23 protein-coding genes are annotated in these 22,178 nt (G+C 67.0%); 10 read left to right on the top strand and 13 right to left on the bottom strand.

Going from position 1 to position 22,178, the window contains the following annotated elements; all coding sequences use genetic code 11:
* The 4 genes from AOZ49_RS17400 to ugpB all read right to left on the bottom strand — a co-directional run.
* Window positions 1-986: sn-glycerol-3-phosphate import ATP-binding protein UgpC (locus AOZ49_RS17400; RefSeq protein WP_054476777.1), on the bottom strand; the 986-nt coding region annotated here is incomplete at its 3' end.
* A 46-nt stretch (window positions 987-1,032) separates the two neighbouring features.
* Window positions 1,033-1,884, bottom strand: coding sequence for a sn-glycerol-3-phosphate ABC transporter permease UgpE (gene ugpE, locus AOZ49_RS17395; RefSeq protein ID WP_054476775.1), 852 nt, complete (start codon window positions 1,882-1,884; stop codon window positions 1,033-1,035).
* 18 nt (window positions 1,885-1,902) lie between these two features.
* Window positions 1,903-2,784, bottom strand: coding sequence for a sn-glycerol-3-phosphate ABC transporter permease UgpA (gene ugpA, locus AOZ49_RS17390; protein WP_054476773.1), 882 nt, complete (start codon window positions 2,782-2,784; stop codon window positions 1,903-1,905).
* Window positions 2,785-3,020: 236 nt separating this feature from the next.
* Window positions 3,021-4,334, bottom strand: coding sequence for a sn-glycerol-3-phosphate ABC transporter substrate-binding protein UgpB (ugpB, locus tag AOZ49_RS17385; RefSeq protein ID WP_054431445.1), 1,314 nt, complete (start codon window positions 4,332-4,334; stop codon window positions 3,021-3,023).
* A 194-nt stretch (window positions 4,335-4,528) separates the two neighbouring features.
* Between ugpB and proC the strand changes: the two genes are divergently transcribed.
* From proC to AOZ49_RS17350, 7 genes are all read left to right on the top strand, one after another.
* Window positions 4,529-5,362 carry a pyrroline-5-carboxylate reductase gene (proC, locus tag AOZ49_RS17380; protein ID WP_054431446.1) on the top strand — a complete coding sequence of 278 codons (834 nt, stop codon included), beginning with the start codon at window positions 4,529-4,531 and terminating at the stop codon, window positions 5,360-5,362.
* 26 nt (window positions 5,363-5,388) lie between these two features.
* Window positions 5,389-5,913, top strand: coding sequence for a queuosine precursor transporter (locus AOZ49_RS17375; RefSeq protein ID WP_035361466.1), 525 nt, complete (start codon window positions 5,389-5,391; stop codon window positions 5,911-5,913).
* Between the two features lie 394 nt (window positions 5,914-6,307).
* Window positions 6,308-7,423: a branched-chain amino acid ABC transporter substrate-binding protein gene (locus AOZ49_RS17370; protein ID WP_054476771.1), complete on the top strand. Its 1,116-nt coding sequence runs from the start codon at window positions 6,308-6,310 to the stop codon at window positions 7,421-7,423.
* Window positions 7,424-7,614: 191 nt separating this feature from the next.
* Entirely contained in the window at window positions 7,615-8,541 is a 927-nt protein-coding gene (gene livH / locus AOZ49_RS17365) for a high-affinity branched-chain amino acid ABC transporter permease LivH (RefSeq protein ID WP_054431447.1), read from the top strand.
* Window positions 8,541-9,776, top strand: a complete 1,236-nt coding sequence (locus AOZ49_RS17360) for a high-affinity branched-chain amino acid ABC transporter permease LivM (RefSeq protein WP_054431448.1) — start codon at window positions 8,541-8,543, stop codon at window positions 9,774-9,776. The genes livH and AOZ49_RS17360 overlap by 1 nt, the downstream gene beginning before the upstream one ends.
* Entirely contained in the window at window positions 9,773-10,540 is a 768-nt protein-coding gene (gene livG / locus AOZ49_RS17355; RefSeq protein ID WP_054476769.1) for a high-affinity branched-chain amino acid ABC transporter ATP-binding protein LivG, read from the top strand. The genes AOZ49_RS17360 and livG overlap by 4 nt, the downstream gene beginning before the upstream one ends.
* Window positions 10,541-11,242 (top strand): ABC transporter ATP-binding protein, encoded by a 702-nt coding sequence (locus AOZ49_RS17350; RefSeq protein ID WP_054476767.1) that lies wholly within the window; start codon window positions 10,541-10,543, stop codon window positions 11,240-11,242.
* 489 nt (window positions 11,243-11,731) lie between these two features.
* On the opposite strand, the gene AOZ49_RS17345 is transcribed toward AOZ49_RS17350, so the two are convergent.
* The 4 genes from AOZ49_RS17345 to AOZ49_RS17330 all read right to left on the bottom strand — a co-directional run bounded on the left by AOZ49_RS17345 (window position 11,732) and on the right by AOZ49_RS17330 (window position 15,499).
* Window positions 11,732-12,181, bottom strand: a complete 450-nt coding sequence (locus tag AOZ49_RS17345; RefSeq protein ID WP_231690374.1) for a lysozyme inhibitor LprI family protein — start codon at window positions 12,179-12,181, stop codon at window positions 11,732-11,734.
* A 96-nt stretch (window positions 12,182-12,277) separates the two neighbouring features.
* Window positions 12,278-13,021, bottom strand: coding sequence for a cysteate racemase (locus AOZ49_RS17340; RefSeq protein WP_054476766.1), 744 nt, complete (start codon window positions 13,019-13,021; stop codon window positions 12,278-12,280).
* Entirely contained in the window at window positions 13,014-14,510 is a 1,497-nt protein-coding gene (locus AOZ49_RS17335) for an N-acyl-D-amino-acid deacylase family protein (RefSeq protein ID WP_054476764.1), read from the bottom strand. Before AOZ49_RS17335 ends, AOZ49_RS17340 begins: the two co-directional genes overlap by 8 nt.
* A gap of 8 nt (window positions 14,511-14,518) precedes the next feature.
* Window positions 14,519-15,499, bottom strand: a complete 981-nt coding sequence (locus AOZ49_RS17330; protein ID WP_054434036.1) for a Bug family tripartite tricarboxylate transporter substrate binding protein — start codon at window positions 15,497-15,499, stop codon at window positions 14,519-14,521.
* A 120-nt stretch (window positions 15,500-15,619) separates the two neighbouring features.
* Here AOZ49_RS17330 and AOZ49_RS17325 point away from each other — a divergent pair, with 120 nt between their 5' ends.
* A complete protein-coding gene (locus AOZ49_RS17325) occupies window positions 15,620-16,573 on the top strand; it encodes a LysR family transcriptional regulator (RefSeq protein ID WP_054476761.1) in 954 nt (317 codons plus the stop codon).
* 67 nt (window positions 16,574-16,640) lie between these two features.
* Here AOZ49_RS17325 and AOZ49_RS17320 read toward each other — a convergent pair whose 3' ends face one another.
* On the bottom strand, window positions 16,641-17,255 hold the full coding sequence (locus tag AOZ49_RS17320) for a glutathione S-transferase family protein (RefSeq protein ID WP_054476759.1): 615 nt from the start codon (window positions 17,253-17,255) through the stop codon (window positions 16,641-16,643).
* A 112-nt stretch (window positions 17,256-17,367) separates the two neighbouring features.
* Between AOZ49_RS17320 and AOZ49_RS17315 the strand changes: the two genes are divergently transcribed.
* Window positions 17,368-18,546, top strand: coding sequence for a PQQ-dependent sugar dehydrogenase (locus AOZ49_RS17315; RefSeq protein WP_369815813.1), 1,179 nt, complete (start codon window positions 17,368-17,370; stop codon window positions 18,544-18,546).
* 4 nt (window positions 18,547-18,550) lie between these two features.
* Window positions 18,551-19,189, top strand: coding sequence for a glutathione S-transferase family protein (locus AOZ49_RS17310; RefSeq protein WP_054476757.1), 639 nt, complete (start codon window positions 18,551-18,553; stop codon window positions 19,187-19,189).
* A 58-nt stretch (window positions 19,190-19,247) separates the two neighbouring features.
* Here AOZ49_RS17310 and AOZ49_RS17305 read toward each other — a convergent pair whose 3' ends face one another.
* The 4 genes from AOZ49_RS17305 to AOZ49_RS17290 all read right to left on the bottom strand — a co-directional run.
* Entirely contained in the window at window positions 19,248-20,156 is a 909-nt protein-coding gene (locus tag AOZ49_RS17305; RefSeq protein WP_054476755.1) for a DMT family transporter, read from the bottom strand.
* A 76-nt stretch (window positions 20,157-20,232) separates the two neighbouring features.
* The gene (locus AOZ49_RS17300) at window positions 20,233-20,610 is read right to left on the bottom strand and encodes a DUF423 domain-containing protein (RefSeq protein ID WP_054434041.1); all 378 of its coding nucleotides are present in this window, start codon (window positions 20,608-20,610) and stop codon (window positions 20,233-20,235) included.
* A gap of 94 nt (window positions 20,611-20,704) precedes the next feature.
* Window positions 20,705-21,766 carry an alcohol dehydrogenase gene (locus tag AOZ49_RS17295; protein WP_054476753.1) on the bottom strand — a complete coding sequence of 354 codons (1,062 nt, stop codon included), beginning with the start codon at window positions 21,764-21,766 and terminating at the stop codon, window positions 20,705-20,707.
* Between the two features lie 107 nt (window positions 21,767-21,873).
* Window positions 21,874-22,178, bottom strand: a 305-nt coding sequence (locus AOZ49_RS17290; protein ID WP_197286461.1) for an arginase family protein, incomplete at its 5' end; no start/stop codon positions are given.

Below are 22,178 nucleotides of genomic sequence, written 5' to 3'. Positions count from 1 at the left end.
TCGGACAACTGGCGGGTGGTGCAGCGCACGACCAGGGTGGTCTTGCCGCAGCGGCAGTGGACCAGCTGTTCGGAGCCCAGCGTTTCGACCATCTCGACTTCGGCCGGCACGCCCTGCGTGTTCAGCAGCATGTGCTCGGGGCGCATGCCCATGATGACCTTGCGGCCGCGCACCTGCGACGGCACCTGCAGCGGCGAGATCTCCAGCGCCAGGCCGTCGGCGGTCTGCACCGTGCCGTCGCCGGCGACGTTGACTTCCATCAGGTTCATCGGCGGCGAGCCGATGAAGCCGGCCACGAAGGTCGAAGCGGGCTTCTCGAACACTTCCATCGGCGTGCCGATCTGCTCGGGCACGCCCTGGTACATGACGATCATGCGGTGCGCCAGCGTCATGGCCTCGACCTGGTCGTGCGTCACGTACAGGCTGGTGGTGCCCAGGCGGCGGTGCAGCTTCATGATCTCCAGGCGCATCGCCACGCGCAGCTTGGCGTCCAGGTTCGACAGCGGTTCGTCGAACAGGAACACCTTGGGTTCGCGCACGATGGCGCGGCCCATGGCCACGCGCTGGCGCTGGCCGCCCGACAGGGCGCGCGGGCGGCGGTCCAGCAGGTGGCTCAGTTCCAGGATCTGCGCGGCGGCGTCGACGCGCTTCTTGATCTCGTCTTTGGAGAACTTGCGGATCTTCAGGCCGTACGCCATGTTCTCGAACACGGTCATGTGCGGGTAGAGCGCGTAGTTCTGGAACACCATCGCGATGTCGCGTTCGGCCGGCTCGAGATTGTTGACGACCTTGTCGTCGATCACGATCTCGCCGCTGGTCACGGTTTCCAGGCCGGCGACCATGCGCATCAGCGTGGACTTGCCGCAGCCCGAGGGGCCGACGATGACGATGAATTCACCGTCCTTCACATCCATGTCGATGCCATGGATGACCGGCACGTTGCCGGCGTAGGTTTTCTTTACGTTGCGAAAGCTGAGAGTAGCCATGAGTTATTCGTATCGGAGTCGTTGTCGGGTAGGCGATAGGGGAGGGTCACTTTTCAGTGTCGACCAAGCCCTTGACGAACCATTTCTGCATCAGGATGACGACCAGCGCCGGCGGGATCATCGCCAGCATGGCGGTGGCCATGGTGATGTTCCATTCGGTCACGCTGTCGCCGCCGCTGATCATCCGCTTGATGCCGATGACGACGGGGTACATGTCTTCCTGCGTGGTCACCAGCAGCGGCCACAGGTATTGGTTCCAGCCGTAGATGAACTGGATCACGAACAGCGCGGCGATGCTGGTCTTGGACAGCGGCAGCAGCACGTCGCGGAAGAAGCGCACCGGGCCGGCGCCGTCGATGCGGGCGGCCTCGATCAGTTCGTCCGGCACCGTCAGGAAGAACTGGCGGAACAGGAAGGTGGCCGTGGCCGAGGCGATCAGCGGCAGCGTCAGGCCGGCGTAGCTGTTGAGCAGGCCGAGGTCGGCCACCACCTTGTAGGTGGGCGCGATCCGCACTTCGACCGGCAGCATCAGCGTGACGAAGATCATCCAGAAAAAGAACATGCGGCCGGGGAAGCGGAAATACACCACCGCGAAGGCCGACAGCAGCGAGATCGCGATCTTGCTGATCGAAATCGCCAGCGCCATGATCAGGCTGACGTACATCATGCGGCCCACCGGCGCGCCCGAGGAGCCGCCGGAAGAGCCGCCGAACAGCGCCTGCATGTAGTTGTCGACGAAGTGCGGACCGGGGATCAGCGACATCGGCGCGGAGGCCACTTCCTGCGCGGTCTGGGTCGACGCGACGAAAGTGACGTAGAGCGGAAAGGCCACCATCGCCACCCCGCACAGCAGGATGACGTGGGCCAGAATATCCAGCCAGGGACGGCGTTCAACCATTGTTATCTGCCTCGAAAATCAATACTGCACTTTGCGGTCGACGTAGCGGAACTGCACGACCGTCAAGGCAATCACAATGAACATCAGCACCACCGACTGGGCCGCGGACGAGCCGAGGTCCAGGCCACGGAAGCCGTCGCTGTACACCTTGTAGACCAGGATCGAGGTCAACGTGCCCGGGCCGCCCTGCGTGGTGGTGTCCACCACCGCGAAGGTGTCGAAGAAGGCGTAGATGATGTTGACCACCAGCAGGAAGAAGGTGGTGGGCGACAGCAGCGGGAACACGATGCTCCAGAAGCGGCGCGACGGGCTGGCGCCGTCGATCGCGGCGGCTTCGATGAGCGAGCGCGGAATCGACTGCAGGCCGGCCAGGAAGAACAGGAAGTTGTACGAGACCTGCTTCCAGACGGCGGCGATCAGCACCAGGATCATGGCCTGGTTGCCGTCCAGGCGCGGGTTCCAGTCGACGCCGGCCTGGCGCAGGGCCACGGCCAGGATGCCGACCGAGGGCGAGAACAGGAACAGCCACAGCACGCCGACCACGGCGGGCGCGACGGCGTAGGGCCAGATCAGCAGGGTCTTGTAGAGCCCGGCGCCGCGGATCACGCGGTCGGCCATGACGGCCAGCAGCAGCGAGACGCCCAGGCCGACCACGGCGACCAGGATCGAGAACACCGCCGTGACACGGAAGGAATCGAGGTAGGCCTGTTGCGAGAACAGCTCCATGAAGTTGTCGAAACCGACGAACTCGGAGGACAGGCCGAAGGCATCTTCCAACCGCATCGACTGCCACATGGCCTGGCCGGCGGGAAGGAAGAAGAAGACCACGGTAATGACGATCTGCGGCAGGAGCAGCAGATAGGGCAGGGTCTTGTGCCCAAAGACAACACGTTTTTCCATAGGGGGAACCCAAGGTACGAAAAACGGCGGTTGGATTAACCGCCGCTTGAAACCGCCGGCCGGGAAGCGGCACCGGCCTGGCTCGAGGCGCCCGAGGGCGCCGGCAACGCATAAGCACGATAGGCTTAAAGCCCCAAAATAACCAGGGCTTTAAGCCTCGCTTGAATCACGCAAGCCCCTGTCACGAAACGGAAATCGTGCGTGGCGGGGGCTTGTTCCGAGTCCCGGAGCGGGCGTTACTTTACACTCTTCTCGAACTTTTCCAGCAGTTCGTTGCCGCGCTTGACGATGTTCTCGGCGCCGTCCTTGGCCGCGACCTTGCCGGCCACGATGCGTTCGATTTCGGCGTCCTCGATTTCACGGATCTGCGGCAGGAAGCCCAGGCGCAGGCCACGCGATTGCGCGGTGGTTTCGACGTTCAGCTGCTTGACGCCGACTTCGGTGCCGGGGTTCTTGTCGTAGAAGCCGTCTTTCTTGGTCAGCTCGTAGGCGGCCTTGGTGACGGGCACGTAGCCGGTCTGCTGGTGCCAGCGGGCGGCGATTTCCGGGCTGGCCAGGAACTTGAAGAACGCGGTCACGCCCTTGTAGGTTTCCGGCTTCTTGTTGGCGAAGACCCACAGCGAGGCGCCACCGATGATGGTGTTCTGCGGCGCGCCCTGCACGTCGGCGTAGTAGGGCACGGTCGAGGTGCCGAATTCGAACTTGGCGTTCTTGGCGATGTTGGCGCGCAGGCCCGACGAACCGGTGATCATGGCGCACTTGCCGCTGATGAACAGCGAGTTCGGCTCGTCGCCGCGGCCGCCGTACATGAAGATGCCTTCCTTGCCCAGCTTGGCCAGGTTTTCCAGGTGGCGCACGTGCAGCGGGGTGTTGATGGCGATGCGGGCGTCCAGGCCGCCGAAGCCGTTGTCCTTGGTGGCGTACGGCACGTTGTGCCAGGCCGAGAACGTTTCCAGCTGGACCCACGACGGCCACGACGTGGTGTAGCCGCATTCCTGGCCCGCGGCCTTCAGCTTCTGGCCGGCGGCGGCCAGTTCTTCCCAGGTCTTGGGCGGCTTGTCGGCGTCCAGGCCGGCCTTCTTGAAGGCGTCCTTGTTGTAGTAGAACACCACGGTCGAGCTGTTGAAGGGCATCGACACCAGCTTGCCGTCGGCCGACGAGTAGTAGCCGGCCACGGCGCCGATGAATTCCTTCGGATCGATCGGGTTGCCGACTTCTTCCGACATCTGCTGCACCGGCTTGATGGCGCCCTTGGCGTACATCATGGTGGCGGTGCCGACTTCGAACACCTGGAGGATGTCCGGGGCGTTGCCGGCGCGGAACGCGGCGATGCCGGCGTTCATGGATTCGCCATAATTGCCCTTGTAGACGGCCTTGACCTGGTAGTCGGGGTTCTTCTTGTTGAACTCGTCAACGAGGCCGTTCACGCGGTCGCCCAGCGCGCCTTCCATCGAGTGCCAGAACGTGATTTCGGTGGCCGCGTGCGCGGAAGCGCCGGCGAAGGCCGCCATGACGGCGGCAAAGGTGAGGGCAATTCGGTGGGATCGCATGAGAGGTTTCCTCCAGTTGGGCGTGTCGCGACCGGGATTGTCCGGGCGCGGAAAACACGTCACCTTATGAATTGTTTGTGACAAAACCGTGACTTTCACATCACTTAAAACGCCTGTCAAATTGCGCGTTTTAGGCGCGAACGAACATTTTCTTTTTTTTCCCGCTGGAGCCGGCCGGTTTACAATCGCTTCCTATGAAAAACGAACTTTCGATTGCGTTCATCGGCGGCGGCAATATGGCCGCTGCCCTGGCCTCCGGCCTTGCGGGCAAAGTATGCCCCGCCGGCAGCATTCATGTCATTGACATTAACCAGGATTCGCACGCCGCCTGGCAGGCCCGCGGCATGACCACCGCGACCGCTCCGGACGAGGCCCTGGCGCGCTGCCGCGTGTGGGTGTTCGCAGTCAAGCCACAGAACATGAAAGACGTTGTGGCTTCCACGCGTCAGTGGTTGCGCGACGACACATTGGTGGTAAGCGTGGCGGCCGGCATCCGCGCCGATACGCTGGCCGGCTGGCTCGGCACGCCCGAGGCGCCGTGGCGCCGCCTGGTGCGCTGCATGCCCAATACCCCGGCGCTGGTCGGCGCCGGCATCACCGGCCTGGCGGCGCTCGACGGGGTGGGGCAGGCCGACCGTGACCTGGCCGCCAGCATGCTGGCCAGCGTCGGCGACGTGGTCTGGGTGGCCGACGACGCGGCGCTGGACGCCGTGACCGCGCTGTCGGGCAGCGGCCCGGCCTACGTCTTCCTGTTCCTGGAAGCCCTGATCGCCGGCGGCCAGAAGGTCGGCCTGACGGCCGAGCAGGCGCGCCAGCTGGCGCTGGGCACTTTTGCGGGCGCCACCAAGCTGGCGGCCGAATCGTCCGAGCCGCCGTCGGTGCTGCGCGAGCGCGTCACCTCCAAGGGCGGCACCACCGCCGCGGCGCTGGCCGCGTTCAATGCCGCCGGCTTTGCCGGCATCGTCGAGGACGCCATGGCCGCGGCCGCGCAGCGTTCGCGCGAGCTGGCCGAGGAGTTCGGCAAGTGAGCCAGGCCGCCGCGCGCTTTGCCCCCATGAGCCGGGCGCAGTTCGGCATCGCCGTGCTGTGCATGCTGCTGGTGGTGGTGGGCTCGAACATCCTGGTGCAGGTGCCGCTGAACGATTGGCTGACCTGGGGCGGCCTGTCGTATCCGGTGGCGTTCCTGGTGACCGACGTGCTCAATCGCCGGTTCGGCCCCGCGGCCGCGCGCCGGGTGGTGTGGTTCGGTTTCGCCGCGGCGCTGGCGGTGTCGGTGTGGGTGGCGTCGCCGCGCATCGCGCTGGCCTCGGGCCTGGCCTATATCTGCGCGCAGCTGGTCGACATCCAGGTGTTCGACCGCCTGCGCGACCAGCGCTGGTGGCGCGCGCCGCTGGTGTCAGGGGTGCTGGGCGCGATCCTCGACACCGCGGTGTTCTTCAGCGTGGCCTTCGCCGCCACCGGCACGCCCTGGGTGACCTGGATGATGGGCGACCTGGCGATCAAGCTGGTGGTCAACATCAGCATGCTGGCGCCGTTCCGCGCGCTGATGTGGAATCTGGCAAAACCTGCCAGCGTCTGATTTTCGAAAATCGGTGATTATTATTAACGGGATAATCATTATTCGTAAGACTCGCGTAAGTACTGTATGAAAATGCGAAGTCAAACGATGTATTAATGATTATTCATATAAATCACCTGCCATCGAATGCATCGCGGCGCCATGGGAAATCCAAGGCGCCGCGCGGATTTTTCCTGCGTTTTCACATACTTGTCGCACCGATCCGTCACGATTAAAGGTTTCTCCTGAAATATTGGGGATTACACGCAGTGACAGTATGTCTGCTTGCTTCCAGAATACCGGCCACACCGTGTTTTTGCCCAAGAAGCCGGCGACGCGCGATACGGGTTGCGGGGTATCCACCCGACAGACCGGATCGAACAGAGCCGCTCAAAACCTCGCTGGAGAACTCCGCATGAAGTTTCTGCATCGCCTTACCCCGGTAGCTATGGCATTCGGGGCGCTTGCCCTGGCAGGTTCCGTGCACGCCGCCGATACGATCAAGATCGGCATCCCGCAGCCCATGACGGGCCCCAACACCCAGTACGGCGACCAGATCCAGGCTGGCGCGCTGACTGCCATCGAGACCATCAACGCCACGGGCGGCGTGAAGGGCAAGAAGCTCGAACCGATCCTCATCGACGACGGCTGCGAACCGAAGCAGGCGGTGCCGGCCGCCAACCGCGTGGTCAACTCCGGCGCCAAGTTCGCCGTGGCCCATGCGTGCTCGGGCGTGACCGTGGCCGCCGTGAATGTCTACGAACAGGAAGGCATCGTCGGCATCACCCCGGGCGCGACGTCGCCGCTGGTCACCGACACGATCAAGCCGCATTACTTCTTCCGCACCATCGGCCGCGACGACCAGCAAGGTCCGTACGCCGCCCGCTACATCGCCAACACCCTCAAGCCCAAGAAGGTCGCCGTGCTGCACGACAAGCAGACCTACGGCTCGGGCGTGGCCACCCAGGTCAAGGACACCCTGACCAAGGAAGGCGTGAACGTGGCGCTGTTCGAAGGCATCAACGTCGGCGACAGCGATTACTCGGCCATCATCACCAAGCTCAAGTCGGCCGGCGTCGACCTGGTCTACTTCGGCGGCTACCACCCCGAACTCGGCCTGCTGCTGCGCCAGTCGCGTGAACAGGGCCTGAAGGTCCAGTTCATGGGTCCGGAAGGCACCGCCAACCAGGATCTGGTGGCGATCGCCGGCCCGGCCATCGAGGGCCTGCTGGTCACGCTGCCCGCCGACTTCACCAAGCTGCCGGGCAACGAAAGCATCGTCAAGGCCTTCAAGGACGCCAAGCGCGATCCGGACGGCGCCTTCCAGATGCCGGCCTACGCCGCGGTGCAGATCCTGGCCGACAGCATCACCGCCGTGGGCGAGGATCCCGCCAAGGTCGCCGACTACATGCACAAGACCACGTTCAACACCGGCATCGGCAAGGTCGAGTACGACGCCAAGGGCGATCTGAAGAACTTCGAGTTCGCCGTTTACAAATGGGACAAGAACGGCAAGAAGACCCAGCTGTAAACTCCCGCGATTCCGCCGGCGTGGTGCCGGCGTGAGGGCCTGTCGTCGTCGTTGTGTCGTAATCCGCGTAGCGATGCGCCAAAAGCGCTGTGCGGCCGGCACGCGATGATCACAGGCCCTTAAAATACGCCCAGGTTTCCGGCTCCGGGTCTCTCTACCGGAGCCGGAACTATTTGGAGCACAGAGAAATAATGTCTGACCTCATACCCCAACTTACCCAGCAATTCTTCAACGGATTGTCTCTGGGCGCGATCTACGCGTTGATTGCCATCGGCTACACAATGGTCTACGGCATCATCGGTATGATCAACTTCGCTCACGGCGAAATCTATATGATCGGCGCCTATGTCGGCCTGGTCACCCTCACGGCCATCGGCACCGGTAGCGGCCTGCCGGTCCCGTTCATCATCGCCGCCATGCTGTTGGTGGCCATCGTCGTCACCGGCATCTACGGTTTCAGCGTCGAGCGGGTCGCGTACCGCCCGGTGCGGGGCAGCCCCCGCCTGGTGGCGCTGATCTCGGCCATCGGCATGTCGATCTTCCTGCAGAACTGGGTCGCCCTGGGCCAGGGCGCGCGCGACATGGCGGTGCCATCGCTGGTGTCCGGCGCGGTGCAGTTCCACATGGGATCCGACTTCGATGTGACGGTGCCGTATTCGCGCATCATGATCATCCTGGTGACCGTGGCGCTGATGGTCGGCCTGACGCTGTTCATCAAGTACTCCCGCATGGGCCGCGCCTCGCGCGCCTGCTCGCAGGACATGCACATGGCCAACCTGCTGGGCATCGACACCAACCGCGTGATCTCCTTCACGTTCGTGATGGGCGCGATCCTGGCGGCGGTGGGCGGCGTGCTGATCGCCATCACCATCGGCAAGCTCAATCCCTTCATCGGCTTCCTGGCCGGCATCAAGGCCTTCACGGCGGCGGTGCTGGGCGGCATCGGCAGCATCCCCGGCGCCATGCTGGGCGGCGTGTTGCTGGGCCTGGCCGAAACGTTCGCGGCAGCCTATATCTCGTCGCAGTACAAGGACATCGTGGCGTTCTCGCTGCTGGTCCTGATCCTGCTGTTCCGTCCCACCGGGCTGTTGGGCAAACCTGAGGTGGAAAAAGTCTGATGTCGAACAACAATCTCAAAAACGCCACGATGGCGGCGGTGCTGACCGCCGTCATCGTCACCCCCGTCTTCGGCCTGCAACTGATCCGTCAGGGCGCCCGCACGTCGATGGAGTCGCACTGGTCGCTGGTGGCCCTGGCCGCCGCGGTCGTGTTCGTGTTCCAGCTGCTGCGGCCCTGGATCGCCAAGCCGTTCCAGAAGCTCAAGACCAATCTGCCGACCTTGCCCTCGGCCCCGGCCAAGAGCAACAAGCTGCTGATGTTCCTGATCCTGGCGGTGGCCGTGACCTGGCCGTTCTTCGCCGGCCGCAGCTCGGTCGACATCGCCACGCTGGTGCTGATCTACGTGATGCTGGGCCTGGGCCTGAACATCGTGGTCGGTTTCGCCGGGCTGCTGGACCTGGGCTTCGTCGGCTTCTACGCCGTCGGCGCCTATACCTACGCCTTGCTGTACCACTGGGGCGGCTGGAGCTTCTGGGAGGCGCTGCCGTTCTCGGGCGCGATGGCCGCGCTGTTCGGCTTCATCCTGGGCTTCCCGGTGCTGCGCCTGCGCGGCGACTACCTGGCCATCGTGACGCTGGGCTTCGGCGAAATGATCCGCCTGTTGCTGATCAACCTGAACACGCTCACGGGCGGTCCGGACGGTATCTCGGGCATTCCCAAGCCGTCGGTGTTCGGCCTGGAGATGACGCGTCGCGCCAGCACGGAAGGGGGCACCACGTTCCATGACTTCTTCGGCCTGACGTTCCAGAACCAGCACATGGTGATCTATCTGTACATGATGGCGCTGCTGCTGGCGCTGGTGACGCTGTTCGTCTCGACGCGCCTGATCCGCATGCCGGTCGGCCGCGCCTGGGAGGCGCTGCGCGAGGACGAGATCGCCTGCCGTTCGCTGGGCCTGAACCCGACCCGCATCAAGCTGTCGGCGTTCACGCTGGGCGCGACCTTCGCCGGTTTCGGCGGCGCGTTCTTCGCGGCGCGCCAGGGCATGGTCAACCCCGAATCCTTCACCTTCATCGAGTCTGCGCTGATCCTGGCGATCGTGGTGCTGGGCGGCATGGGGTCGCAGGTGGGCGTGATCCTCGCCGCCATCCTGCTGACGGTGCTGCCCGAGCTGGCGCGCGAGTTCGCCGAGTACCGGATGCTGATGTTCGGTCTGGTGATGGTATTGATGATGATGTGGCGTCCGCAGGGGTTGTTGCCCATGAAGCGTCCCCACGTGGAGCTGGCTAAATGAGCGAGGCATTGCTGAAAGTATCCGGACTGACCATGCGCTTCGGCGGCCTGCTGGCCGTCGATAGCGTGGCGTTCGAAGTCAAACCCGACGAGGTGTTCGCCATCATCGGCCCCAACGGCGCCGGCAAGACCACCGTGTTCAACTGCGTGGGCGGTTTCTACGCGCCGACCGCGGGCGACATCGTGATGGACGGCAAGTCCATCACCGGCCTGCCGAGCCACAAGGTGGCGCGTCACGGGCTGGTGCGCACGTTCCAGAACGTGCGGCTGTTCAAGCAGCTGACGGTGCTGGAGAACCTGCTGGTGGCGCAGCACACGCAGGTGGAGTCGCGCCTGTTGCCGGGCCTGCTCAAGACCAAGTCCTATCGCCAGTCGGAAGCCGACGCGCTGTCGCGCGCGGCGCAGTGGCTGGATTTCATGGGCCTGCGCGAGTATGCCAACCGCGAGGCGGGCAACCTGGCCTACGGCCACCAGCGTCGCCTGGAGGTCGCGCGCTGCATGATCACCAAGCCGCGCCTCTTGATGCTGGACGAGCCGGCCGCCGGCCTGAACCCGCAGGAAAAGCGCGATCTGCAGTCGCTCATCGACCAGCTGCGCCGCGAGTTCGGCGTGGCGGTGCTGCTGATCGAGCACGACATGAGCCTGATCATGGGCATTTCCGACCGCATCCTGGTCATGGAGCACGGCAAGCCCATCACTACCGGCACCCCCGAGCAGGTGCGCAACGACGAGCGCGTCATCAAGGCGTACCTGGGGGAGGAATAAATGCTGAAGCTGGAAAACATTCACACGTTCTACGGCGCCATCCAGGCGCTCAACGGCGTGTCGGTGGACGTCAACAAGGGCGAGATCGTGACCCTGATCGGCGCCAACGGCGCCGGCAAGACCACGCTGCTGATGACGGTCTGCGGCAATCCGCGCGCCAAGGAAGGCAAGATCACCTTCGAGGGCGAGGACATCACCAACAAGGACACGCACCACATCATGCGCAATGGCATCGCCATTTCGCCGGAAGGGCGGCGCGTGTTCAAGGACCTGACGGTGGCCGAGAACCTGATGATGGGCGGTTTTTTCTCCAAGCGCGAGGAGATCCAGGCGGGCATCGACCACGTCTATGGCTTGTTCCCGCGCCTGAAGGAACGGGCCAGCCAGCGCGCCGGGCTGATGTCGGGCGGCGAGCAGCAGATGCTGGCGATCGGGCGGGCCTTGATGACGCGGCCGCGCCTGCTGCTGCTGGACGAGCCGACGCCGGGGCTGGCGCCGCTGGTGATCGCACAGATCTTCGACATCATCCGCGAGATCCGCGAGCAGGGCGTGACGGTGTTCCTGGTCGAGCAGAACGCCAACAAGGCGCTGCAGGTGGCGGATCGCGGGTATGTGCTGGAGAACGGGCGGGTGGTGCTCCAGGATACGGGGGCGAATCTGCTGGTCAATGATCAGGTGCGGAAGGCTTATCTGGGCGGGTGATCCGCTTGAAGGTTTTATTCCCCGCGAAGGGAAATTTGGGCGCTACTGCGAAGGGCGCCCTTTTTTTTCGTCTTGGTGAAGGCGGAGGGGGCTTCGTAGGTCGCCCGAGGCGGGTGGCGGGTGGGCGCGACGGGCCAACGATTGCGGTCCGGAGCGTTCGCTCCGGACTGCCCCGTTGTCATCTTCGTCACAGCCTGCGGCTGTTCCTTCAGATTCCCTCGGGCGCATCGACGGCCCGCCGCGCCCACCCGCCACCCGCCTCGGGCTGCGGATTGCGAGGCTTGTCGCGCTGCTGGAGCGTGGGGTAAAGGGCGGGTTTTGCGGGGCCCGCCAAGATTGGCCGCGCGGGCGGCCAATCTTTGCATACGCGGTGGGGGTGCGTCGGGATGATGACGCTGCGCGCTGGGGGAGGGGGGGGCCCGCCTGGATGGGGAGAGAGAGGGGCCGAGCTTTTTCAGGGCAACTCGACCGCCCTGTAGGGCTCGCGTATTACTTGTCCGCGGGGCCTAGCGCTTCTGCCCAGTTCTTTTTCATGGCGGCGATGCGGGCCTCGTAGGCGGATTTCAGGCAGGTGGCGTCGGGGCAACGGTCGCGCACGGTGGTGCGCCATTGCGTCTGTTCTTTTGCCACGGGATCGCGCCATTCGCCGGTTTCACCGTCACGGCCAGCGGTTTCGGACTGGATCTTGTCGTAGAGATCCTTCACCTGATCGTCCAGCCTGGACAGCGACGGGTCGGCGCAGATCAGATGTTCGACATGGGTTTTCGCGGCCTTGCAGTCGAAGCCGGCGGCGTGGGCGGCTTTGACTGGCAGGAACGGAGCGCTGGCGAGGACGGCGCAGATTGCCGCATGCAGGATCGCATGTTTGCCTTGAGCGCTTTGCCGGCGCCGGCCTTTCATGATGCCGGTCGGCATTGCCGCGGGAACGGGGTTGCGCACGTCCTTGACTCCTGAATGATCCGCGGCCACCGACAGGGTGGACCGACGGATCGATTCTCCCGGTTGTCGGGAGGTTGTGCAACTCGCGGGCCTTGCCTACGCGGCGATGCGTTGCTCGGGCTGGTCGGCCAGGTAGTGGGCGATGGCGGCGCGGGCCAGGGCGTCGATCGAGTCGGTCAGGGTGATGCCCAGGCTGGGGCGCAGGGCGTGCGGCACGGCCAGCGGCAGTTCGGTGCAGCCCAGGACGACGGCGTCGGCGCCGCGGGCCTTGAGGCGGGCGATGCATTCGGCGGCGGGGGCGAAGGCGGCTTCGAGCTGGTTGCCCTTGACGGCGCGGATCGAGGCCATGCAGTAGCGTTCGACTTCATCGTCGTCGGGGACGATGCATTCGTAGCCCTGGGCTTCGAGGTGGCGCTGGTAGAGGCCGAGCTTGAGCGTGGCGGCGGTGCCCATCAGGCCGATGCGGCCCTGCTGCAGGCCGAGGCGGCGCAGGTCGTCGATGACGGCCTGGATGATGTGCAGCACGGGGCGCTGGGTGGCGGCGGCGATGTCGTCGTACCAGGGGTGCGCGGTGTTGCAGGGGATGGCGATGAGCTGGGCGCCGGCGCGTTCCAGAAAGCGCACGCCTTCGACCATGTAGGGCAGGGGATTCTCGCCGCCGGCCATGTAGGCGCTGGAACGATCGGGGATGCGCGGATCGTTGCGAAGCAGGGTGGGGATGTGCTGCTGGTCCGCGTCGGCGGGCGTGAGCGCCGCGAGGCGGAGCGCGAAGGCGGCGCCGGCCATGGGGCCCATGCCGCCCAAAACACCCAGGTAACAGCCCTGGGAATAGCTATTCACTTTGTTGACTCCAAGGTAATGCATCACCGGGTGCCAGTACCTGGCCCGGGCGCTCGGCGCCGGTCCGTTCCCCGTCCCACACCTGCCGGCCATTGACCCACACGCCGTGGATGCCCTGGCTAACCTGAATGGGAGCTGAAAAAGTGGCCACATCTGTCACCGTGGCGGGATCGAACAGCACCAGATCAGCATGATACCCCTCGCGCAGCAGGCCGCGCTCGGACAGGCCGTATTGGGCCGCCGCCAGGCCGGTCATCTTGTGGATGGCGGTTTCGAGCGACAGCAGCTGTTGTTCGCGCACCATGGTGCGCAGCACGTTGGTGAAGGTGCCCCACTGGCGCGGGTGCGGATGCGGGTCGAACGGCAGGCCATCGGAGCCGACCATGGTCAGCGGATGGCTGAAGATGCGGTTGACGTCGGCCGGATCCATCAGGAAGTAGATGGCGCCGGCGGGCGCCAGGCGGGCCAGGGCGGCTTCGTCGTCCAGGCCCAGTTCGGCCATGACGTCGGCGAAGTCGCGGCCGGTGGCCTCGGGGTAGCCCTTGGACCAGGTGATCAGGGTGCGGCTGGCCAGGCGGGCGCGGTCCAGCCGCAGCATGGTCGAGGTGGCGGGATACGGGTGGCAGTCGAGGCAGACGCGCTGCGTGGCGGCGGCGCGGCTGATAATGTCCAGCGTTTCGCGGCTGCGCCCGTGGTTGCGTTCGCCGGCCAGCTTGTGGTGCGAGAACACCACGCGGCAGTCCAGTTCGCGGCCGATCAGCAGCGCCTCTTCCATGGCCGGCACGATGTGGTCGGCCTCGTCGCGCAGATGGGTGGCGTAGATCGCGCCGGCGCGGCCGCGCAGCGGCTGGCAGACGTCGACGATCTCGTCGGTGGGCGCGGCGCTGGCGGGCGGGTAGAAGGTGCCGGTGGAGACGCCGAAGGCGCCGGCCTCCAGCGCCTCGTCGAGCAGGGCGCGCATGGCCTGGCGTTCGGCGTCGGTGGCGGCGCGGCCGGTGTCGTCCATGACCGCCACGCGCAGCGTGGTGTGGCCGACCAGCGGGATGACGTTGACCGCGGCGGGCGCGTCGGCCAGGGCCTGGAGCCAGGCGCGGAAGGTTTCGAAGCGGAACAGCTCGGGCGGACCCAGCAGGTCCAGCGGCTGCGGGATCTCCTGGCGCGACAGCGGCGCCAGGCTGACGCCGCAGTTGCCGGTGACGACCGTGGTGATGCCTTGCGAGACCTTGGGCAGCATCTCGGGATGCGCCAGCAGGTAGCCGTCGTCGTGGGTGTGCGAGTCAATGAAGCCGGGCGCCAGCGCCAGGCCGCGGGCATCGATCACCGGCACGCCGGGGGCGTGGGCGAATTCGCCCAGCGCCACGATGCGTCCGGCGCGCACCGCCAGGTCGCCCTGGCGCGACGGCCCGCCGCCGCCGTCGATGAGCGTGGCGCCGGCCACGATGAAGTCGGCGCGCGGGGCGGGGTCCAGCCGGGTGCTGCGGTCCGTCATGGCGGGGCTCAGTCCAGTTTCTCGATGCCGGCGGTTTCGATGATCTGCTTCCACTTGGCGGTTTCGCGATCGATCAGCTGCTTGAATTCATCCGGCGCGCCGCTGGCGGGCACCGCGCCCAGCGTTTCCAGGCCGGTGCGGACCTCGGGGGCCTGCAGCGCCTTCTGGATGGCGGCATTGAGCTTGGCGACGACCTCGGGCGGGGTGCCCTTGGGCGCGACCACGCCGCCCCAGGCCACGGTTTCGTAGCCCTTCAGGCCGGCTTCGTCCAGCGTCGGCACGTCGGGCATCAGCGCCAGGCGCTTCAGGCTGCTGACGCCGATGGCGCGCACCTTGCCGCTCTTGACCAGCGGGGTGGCCTCGGAGGTGTTGACGAACAGGTAGTCCAGGCGCCCGCCCAGCAGGTCCTGGATGGCGGCGGGGCCGCCGTTGTACGGGATGAACATGACGTCGACCTTGGCCATGCTCTTGAACAGTTCGCCGCCCATGTGGCCGGTGGTGCCGACGCCGGAAGCGCCGTACGACAGGCGGCCGGGCTCCTTGCGGGCGCGGTCGATCAGGTCCTGCACGCTCTTGACGGGCGAGTCGGCCGGCACGATCAGCGCGTTGTACAGGTCGAACATGTGGGCCACGGGCGCCAGGTCCTGGTCGACGTCGTAGGGCAGGCGCTTGAACAGCGAGCGGTTGACCGCCAGCGTGTTGATGTTGCCGTAGCCCACCGTGTAGCCGTCGGGCGCGGCGCGCTTGACCAGCGCGATGCCGATGTTGCCGGCGGCGCCGGGACGGTTTTCCACCACCAGGGTGGCGCCCGTGTCCTTGGAGATCTGGGTCGTGATCAGGCGCGACAGCACGTCGGGCGAACCGCCGGCGGCCGACGGCACGATGAAGGTGATGGGCTTGTCGGGATAGGCGCCGGCGGCCTGGGCGCCCGCTGTGAAGGTGGCGGCCAGCGCCAGGGCGGCGAGGCTGCGGATGAAGGTGCGTTGCATGCTGGATTCCCCTTGTTTTGTAGTGTGGAGGCCGGCAGATTAGCACCGGGCATGCGGCACCGCGTCATCGAAAAATGTCGAAAACCTATAATCCGCCGTTATTGATCAAGGGGAACCAACATGGATGAGCAGGCCTATGCCGACGAGGTCGGGCCCAGCGCCGGCCGGCCGCTGAACCTGCGCCAGATCGAGGTGTTCCGCGCCATCATGATGGCCGGCTCGATCAGCGGCGCGGGGCGCATGCTGCACGTGTCGCAACCGGCGGTGAGCCGGGTGCTGGCGCTGACCGAGACGCGCCTGGGCTACCGGCTGTTCGAGCGGGTCAAGAGCCGGCTCTCGCCCACCGCCGAGGCGCGGCGCCTGTATGCGGAGGTCGAGCAGGTCTATGGCGGCATCCAGCGCGTCAACGATCTGGCGGCCAGCCTCGGGCAGTCGGGCGCGGGCATGCTCAAGATCGTCGCCAGCGCCAGCTATGGCCAGCGGCTGGTGCCGATGGCGCTGGGCCGCTTTCGCGACCGCAATGCCGACGCGCGGGTCGATTACCGCAGCGTCACGTTCGACGAACTGGCCTCGTATTTCCTGTCGGGACAGGCCGATATCGGCATCTCGATGCGGCCGCCGGACCATCCCAACCTGGCCTCGACCCGGCTGGCGACGGTGCCGGTGATCTGCGCGCTGCCCAAGGGCCATCCGCTGGCCGCGCACGAGGTGGTGCATCCGGAGGATTTCGCCTCGGCGGCCTGGATCGGCTATCCCCACGACACGCCGCTGGGACGCGCGCTGCAGTCGTTCTTCGGCGGCGCGCCGGCCTGCGCGGCGGCGGTCGAGGTGCATTCGCCGGTGACGGCCTGTTCGTTCGTGCAGCAGGGCCTGGGCCCGGCGCTGGTGGATGCCTGGTGCGTGTCGCCGGATCAGACCGACAGCATGGTGCTGCGGCCGATCGCGCCGGGCGCCAGCGTCGAGATCTGGGCCGCGCATTCGAACCTGAGCGCGCCGCCGCTGCTGGCGCGGCGCTTCCTGGCGGCGGTCAAGAAGATCCTGGAGAGCGCGGCGCCGGCCGTGGCGGGGGCCTGAAAAAAGAACGCCCCGGCGTCCAGGACGGCCGGGGCGATGGCGCGCGGGCAGGCCGGCGCCGATGCCGTCATGCCAGGCCTTCGGCCTTGAGCGCGGCCTTGACGCCGGCGTTGTCTTCCATGCGCTTGAAGAACGTGGCCAGGTGGTCCTGGCCCGCCAGGTCGACCTGCTTGGCGTGGGCCCAGCGCAGCACCACGTAGAGGTAGGCGTCGGCGATCGACGGCGCCTCGCCGCCCAGGTAGGGTTGGTTGATGAGCTGGGCGTCCAGCAGCGCGAACAGGCGCGTCAGGATCTTGGAGGCCGAGGCGGCCAGTTCCTGCTGCGGGCCTTCTTCGTTGAGGAAGCGGCCGGCGCCGAAGATCATCGAGAAGGTCTTGTGGATGTCGGAGTTGATGAAGCCGAGCCAGCGGCGCACGTCGGCGCGCGAGCGGGCCGAGCCGTCGCCCAGCAGCTTGGCCTGCGGCGCCTGTTCGGCCAGGTATTCCAGAATCGCGACGTTCTGGGTCAGCGCGAAACCGTCGTCGACCAGCGCGGGCACGGCGCCCAGCGGATTGACCTTCAGGAACTCGGGACCCTTGAGTTCGTCGCGGCTGAGCTTGTGCGTGTCATAGGGCTTGCCGATCCATTCCAGCACGATGTGGGAGGCGAGCGAGCACGCGCCGGGCATGTAGTACAGTTTCATGTAAGGGAGTCTCCTGAGAGAAATGGACGGGCAGCCACCCGTCGCTGGCTCCTATGGTACGCCACCCGCAAGGCGCCGCGCCGTGCCGCCGCGCTTCACCCCGCCGCCGGAGATGTCCATGCCGTCACGCCCGTCCGCGATCCGTCGCGCCTCGTCCCTGATCGCCTTCGCCGGCGCCGCGCTATGCGCGGCCAGCGTCTGGGCCACCCCGCAGAAAAGTCCCGACAGGCCGCCCGCCGCGCGCGCGCAGGTGACCGTCGTGGTGGGCGGCCTGGAGCATCCCTGGTCGATGGCCTTCCTGCCCGAGGGCGGCATGCTGATCACCGAGCGCCCCGGCAGCCTGCGGCTGCTGCGCATCCCGGGCGGCCTGTCCCAACCGCTGGCCGGCGTGCCCAAGGTGGCGGCGCAGGGGCAGGGCGGCCTGCTGGACGTGGCCCTGTCGCCGGGCTTCGCGCAGGACCGCTACGTCTATCTGTCATACGCCGAATCGGATGGCTCGCGCAGCGGCACCGCCGTCGGCCGCGGCCGGCTGTCGGCCGACGCCACGGCGCTGGAGGACTTCCAGGTGCTGTTCCGCCAGGCGCCCAAGCTGTCGCAGGGCCTGCATTTCGGCTCGCGCCTGGTGTTCGACGGCAAGGGCCATCTGTTCATTTCACTGGGCGAGAACAACCAGCGCCCGACCGCGCAGGACCTCGACAAGCTGCAGGGCAAGGTGGTGCGCCTGAACGTCGACGGCTCGGTGCCGCCCGACAATCCCTTTGTCGGCAAGGCCGGCGCGCGGCCGGAAATCTGGTCGTACGGGCACCGCAATCCGCAGGGCATGGCGATGAATCCGTGGAGCGGCGCGCTGTGGGAGCACGAGCACGGCCCGCGCGGCGGCGACGAGATCAACCTGGTGCAGCCCGGCAAGAACTACGGCTGGCCGCTGGCGACCTACGGCATCAATTACTCCGGCCAGCCGATTCCCGAGGCCAAGGGCGAGACGCTGCCGGGCATGGAATCGCCGCTGTACTGGTGGGCCAAGTCGCCGGCCATCAGCGGCATGGCGTTCTACGATGCCGACCGCTTTCCGGCCTGGCGCCACTCGCTCTTCATCGGCGCGCTGGCCGACCAGGACCTGATCCGGCTGACGCTGGACGGCGACAAGGTGGTGGCCGAGGAACGCCTGCTGGGCGAGCGCAAGGCCCGCATCCGCGACGTGCGGCAGGGGCCGGACGGATTTGTGTATGTGCTGACCGACGCGTCGCCGGGCGAGCTGCTGCGGCTGGCGCCGGCGCCAGCGGGAGGGTGATGTCATGAAGACCTATGAATTGATCGGCTCGCCCGGCTGCGGTTCGGCCGTGGTCGAGATGGCGCTGGCGCTGGCCAGCGTGCCGCACACGCTGACCGACGTGCCGTACCTCAAGCCCGGTCCCGAGCGCGACCGGCTGCTGCACCTCAATCCGCTGGGCCAGGTGCCGACGCTGATCACGCCGGACGGCGAAGTGATGACCGAAAGCGCGGCGATGGTGCTGCACCTGCACGACGTGGCGCCGCAGGCCGGCCTGGCGCCCGAGCCATCACGGCCCGAGCGGGCGCGTTTCCTGAACCTGCTGGTGCGGCTGGTGGCGGCGATCTACCCCACCTTCACCTACGGCGACGATCCGCCGCACTGGACCACGCCGGGCGCGGCGGCCGACCTGCTGCGCGAGCGGGTGCATACGCGGCGCGCGGAACTGTGGCTGGAACTGGAGCGCCAGGCCGGCGCGCCGCACATGCTGGGCCGACGCTTTTCGGCGCTGGACCTGTACGTGACGGTGATGACGCGCTGGCGGCCGGGGCGCGCGTGGTTCGAGGCCCACTGTCCGGCCTTGACGGCGGTTGCCGACCAGGCGGCGCTGGAGCCGACCGTGGCGGGCGTGCTGCGCCGTAATTTCCCGCCGCCGACCGAATAGCGGGCGCGCCGCGCGGGGCCGACCATTGACCGCCGCGCGGCTTGGCCAGGCCTGGCCGCTAGGCCTTGGCGCGCCGCTTGTGCGAGCCGCGCGCCTCGCGCACCGCGATGTAGACGCCGCTGCCGGCGATGAACAGCGCGCCCAGGTAGGCATAGGCGTCGGGCGCCTCGCGCCAGAAGATCCAGCCCAGCAGCGTGGCCCAGATCAGGCCGGTGTAGTCGAACGGCGCCACCACCGAGGCCGGCGCGATGCGAAAGCCCTGCGTGATTAGCGCCAGTCCGAGCGTGCTGAACAGCGCCACCGCCGCGAAATAGGGCAGGTCGGCCATGGCCGGCGTGTGCCAGACCCAGGGCAGGGCCACGGCGCTGCACACCAGCTGGCCGGCGACGATGTAGAAGGTGGTGGTCAGCATGCCTTCGCCGCGGCTGATGCCGCGCGCCGTGATCATCATGACGGCGTACAGGAAGGCGGTGGTCAGCGGCAGCAGGGTGGCGGCCTGGAAGGCGTCGGTGCCCGGCCGCACGATGATCAGCACGCCCACGAACCCGGCCAGCACCGCCAGCCAGCGCCGGCCATCGACGCGCTCCTTCAGGATCAGCACCGACAGCGCCGTGACGAACAACGGGGCGGCGAACGCGATGGCGGTGGCCTCCGCCAGCGGCAGCGCGCGCAACCCCAGGTAGAAGCAACAGGCCGAAACCACGTTGATGGCGCCGCGCGTCAGGTGCAGGCCGGGATGGGCCGTGCGCAGCACCCGGCGTCCGCCCAGCCAGACGGCCAGGGCGGTGACGAACGGCAGCGCGATCAGCGCGCGCAGGAACAGGATCTGCAGCGGGTTGTAGGAGGTGCCCAGCCATTTGGCGTTGGCGTCGCTGAGCGTCAGGAAGAAGATGCCTCCGGCGACACAGGCGATGCCGGTGAAGACGGAGTGGTCACGCGCGGCGGGAAAAACGGTAGAGGACGACATCGGGGTTCAGCAGGAAAGGCGGCCGAGGCCGCCAGGAGGCAATGCGGGGGTGCCGGGCCGCGGCCCGGCGAGGGGCTCAGCCCTGGGCGCGGTAGGCGGCCAGCGCCACCATCGCCCAGGCGGCCAGGAAGGCCGCGCCGCCCACGGGCGTGATCGCGCCGAGCCAGTGGGTGCCGGTCAGGGTCAGGACGTACAGGCTACCTGAAAACAGGACGATGCCGATGAACATCACCAGGCCGGCGGCCGACAGCAGCGGCGAACCGTAGCGCGCGCCGAGCAGCGCGATGATGAACAGGCCCAGGCCGTGGATCAGATGGTACATGACGCCGGTCTGCCAGACCGCCAGCAGCTCGGGGGTCACCAGGCGCTTGAGGCCGTGCGCGCCGAAGGCGCCGGCGCCGACGGCGATCAGCAGGTTGATGGCCGCGAGAATGGTGAGCTGGCGGTCGGTCATGCGGGATCCTTTGCGGGAAAGTGGGCGCGGTTGCGCAGGTGCCTATGATAGGCCCATTCGCGATAGGCCCATTCGCGGCGGCCCCGGCGGAGGATCAATCCACCGTCAGCACCGCCCGGCCCAGCACCTTGCCGGCGCGCAGCGACGCCAGCACGCTGTCGGCCGCGTCCAGCGGATAGCGGTGCACCGGCATCGGCGGCACCTTGCCGGCCCGCACCAGTTCCATCAGCTCGCGCAGTTCGGCCAGGTTGCCGACGTAGCTGCCGATGATGGACATGGCCTTCATCGGAATCAGGGCGATCGGCCACGACGAGGCGCCGCCGAACAGTCCGACGATGATGAGCTTGCCGCCCTTGGTCAGGAAGTCGAACGCCAGCGCGGTGGTGGACGGGGCGCCCACCAGGTCGATGGCGGCCTGCAGCGGCTTGCCGCCGGCGGCCTGGATGATCTGCCGCGCGGCGTCGGGCGCGGCGCCGTCGATGGCGGCCAGCGCGCCGGCCTCCAGCGCGGCCTGGCGCTTGGCCGGGTCGATGTCGACCACGATGCCGCCCTTGCCGCCCAGCGCCTTGAGCAGCGTCAGGCTCATCAGGCCCAGGCCGCCGGCGCCGAAGATCACCACGGGGTGCTCGCGGTAGACGGCCTCGCCGATCTTCCTGAGCGCCGAATAGGTGGTCAGGCCCGAGCAGGCGTAGGGGGCGATGCGGGCCGGATCGAGATCGCCGATGTCGATCAGGTAGCGCGGGTGCGGCACCAGCATCTGCTCGGCGTAGCCGCCGGCGCGATGGATGCCCAGGCAGGCGGGGGCGGTACAGTGGTTTTCCTGCCCGGACAGGCAGGTGGGGCAGGCGCCGCAGCCGATCCACGGATACACCAGGTAATTGCGGCCGGTTTCGACGCCCGTGGCGTCGGGGCCGGCGGCGACCACGCTGCCGACCGTTTCATGGCCCATCGTCAGGGGCAGCGTCACGCCCCGTTCCTTGAGCGACAGGGTGCGGCCCTGGCCCAGGTCGTAGCCGCCTTCCCACAGGTGGATGTCGCTGTGGCAGACGCCCGCGGCGCGGACCTTCAGCAGCACCTGCGAGCCTTGCGGCGCGGCAATGGGCTGATCCATCTGCTGCAGCGGTTCGCGGAAATTGACGACGCAATAGCACTTCATGGAATGTCTCCTCTGGGGGGCGGTTTCTTGCTCTACCTGGGGCATTCTCAATCAGTTCGGTGGCAATCGGCAACCCGTCCGCCGCCACCGCCGCCGGCAGGCGAGCGTCAGCCGCCGCGGCGCACCAGCGTCGATTTGCCGAACAGGCTCTCGATCAGGTCCACCGCCAGGTCGGCGGTCTTGTTGCGCACGTCGAAGGCCGGGTTCAGTTCGACCACGTCCAGCGAGCGCATCAGGCCGGTGTCGGCGATCATCTCCATGCACAGCTGGGCCTCGCGGTAGGTCGGGCCGCCCATGACCGTGGTGCCGACGCCGGGCGCGATCTCCGGGTCGAGGAAGTCGACGTCGAAACTGACGTGCAGGTGGGTGTCGGCGTCCAGTCCGGCCAGCGCCGCTTCCATGGTCGCACGCA

The organism is Achromobacter sp. 2789STDY5608615 (assembly GCF_001298995.1).
Lineage (GTDB): Bacteria > Pseudomonadota > Gammaproteobacteria > Burkholderiales > Burkholderiaceae_B > Achromobacter > Achromobacter insuavis.
This window is presented reverse-complemented; position numbering and strand designations above follow the sequence as displayed.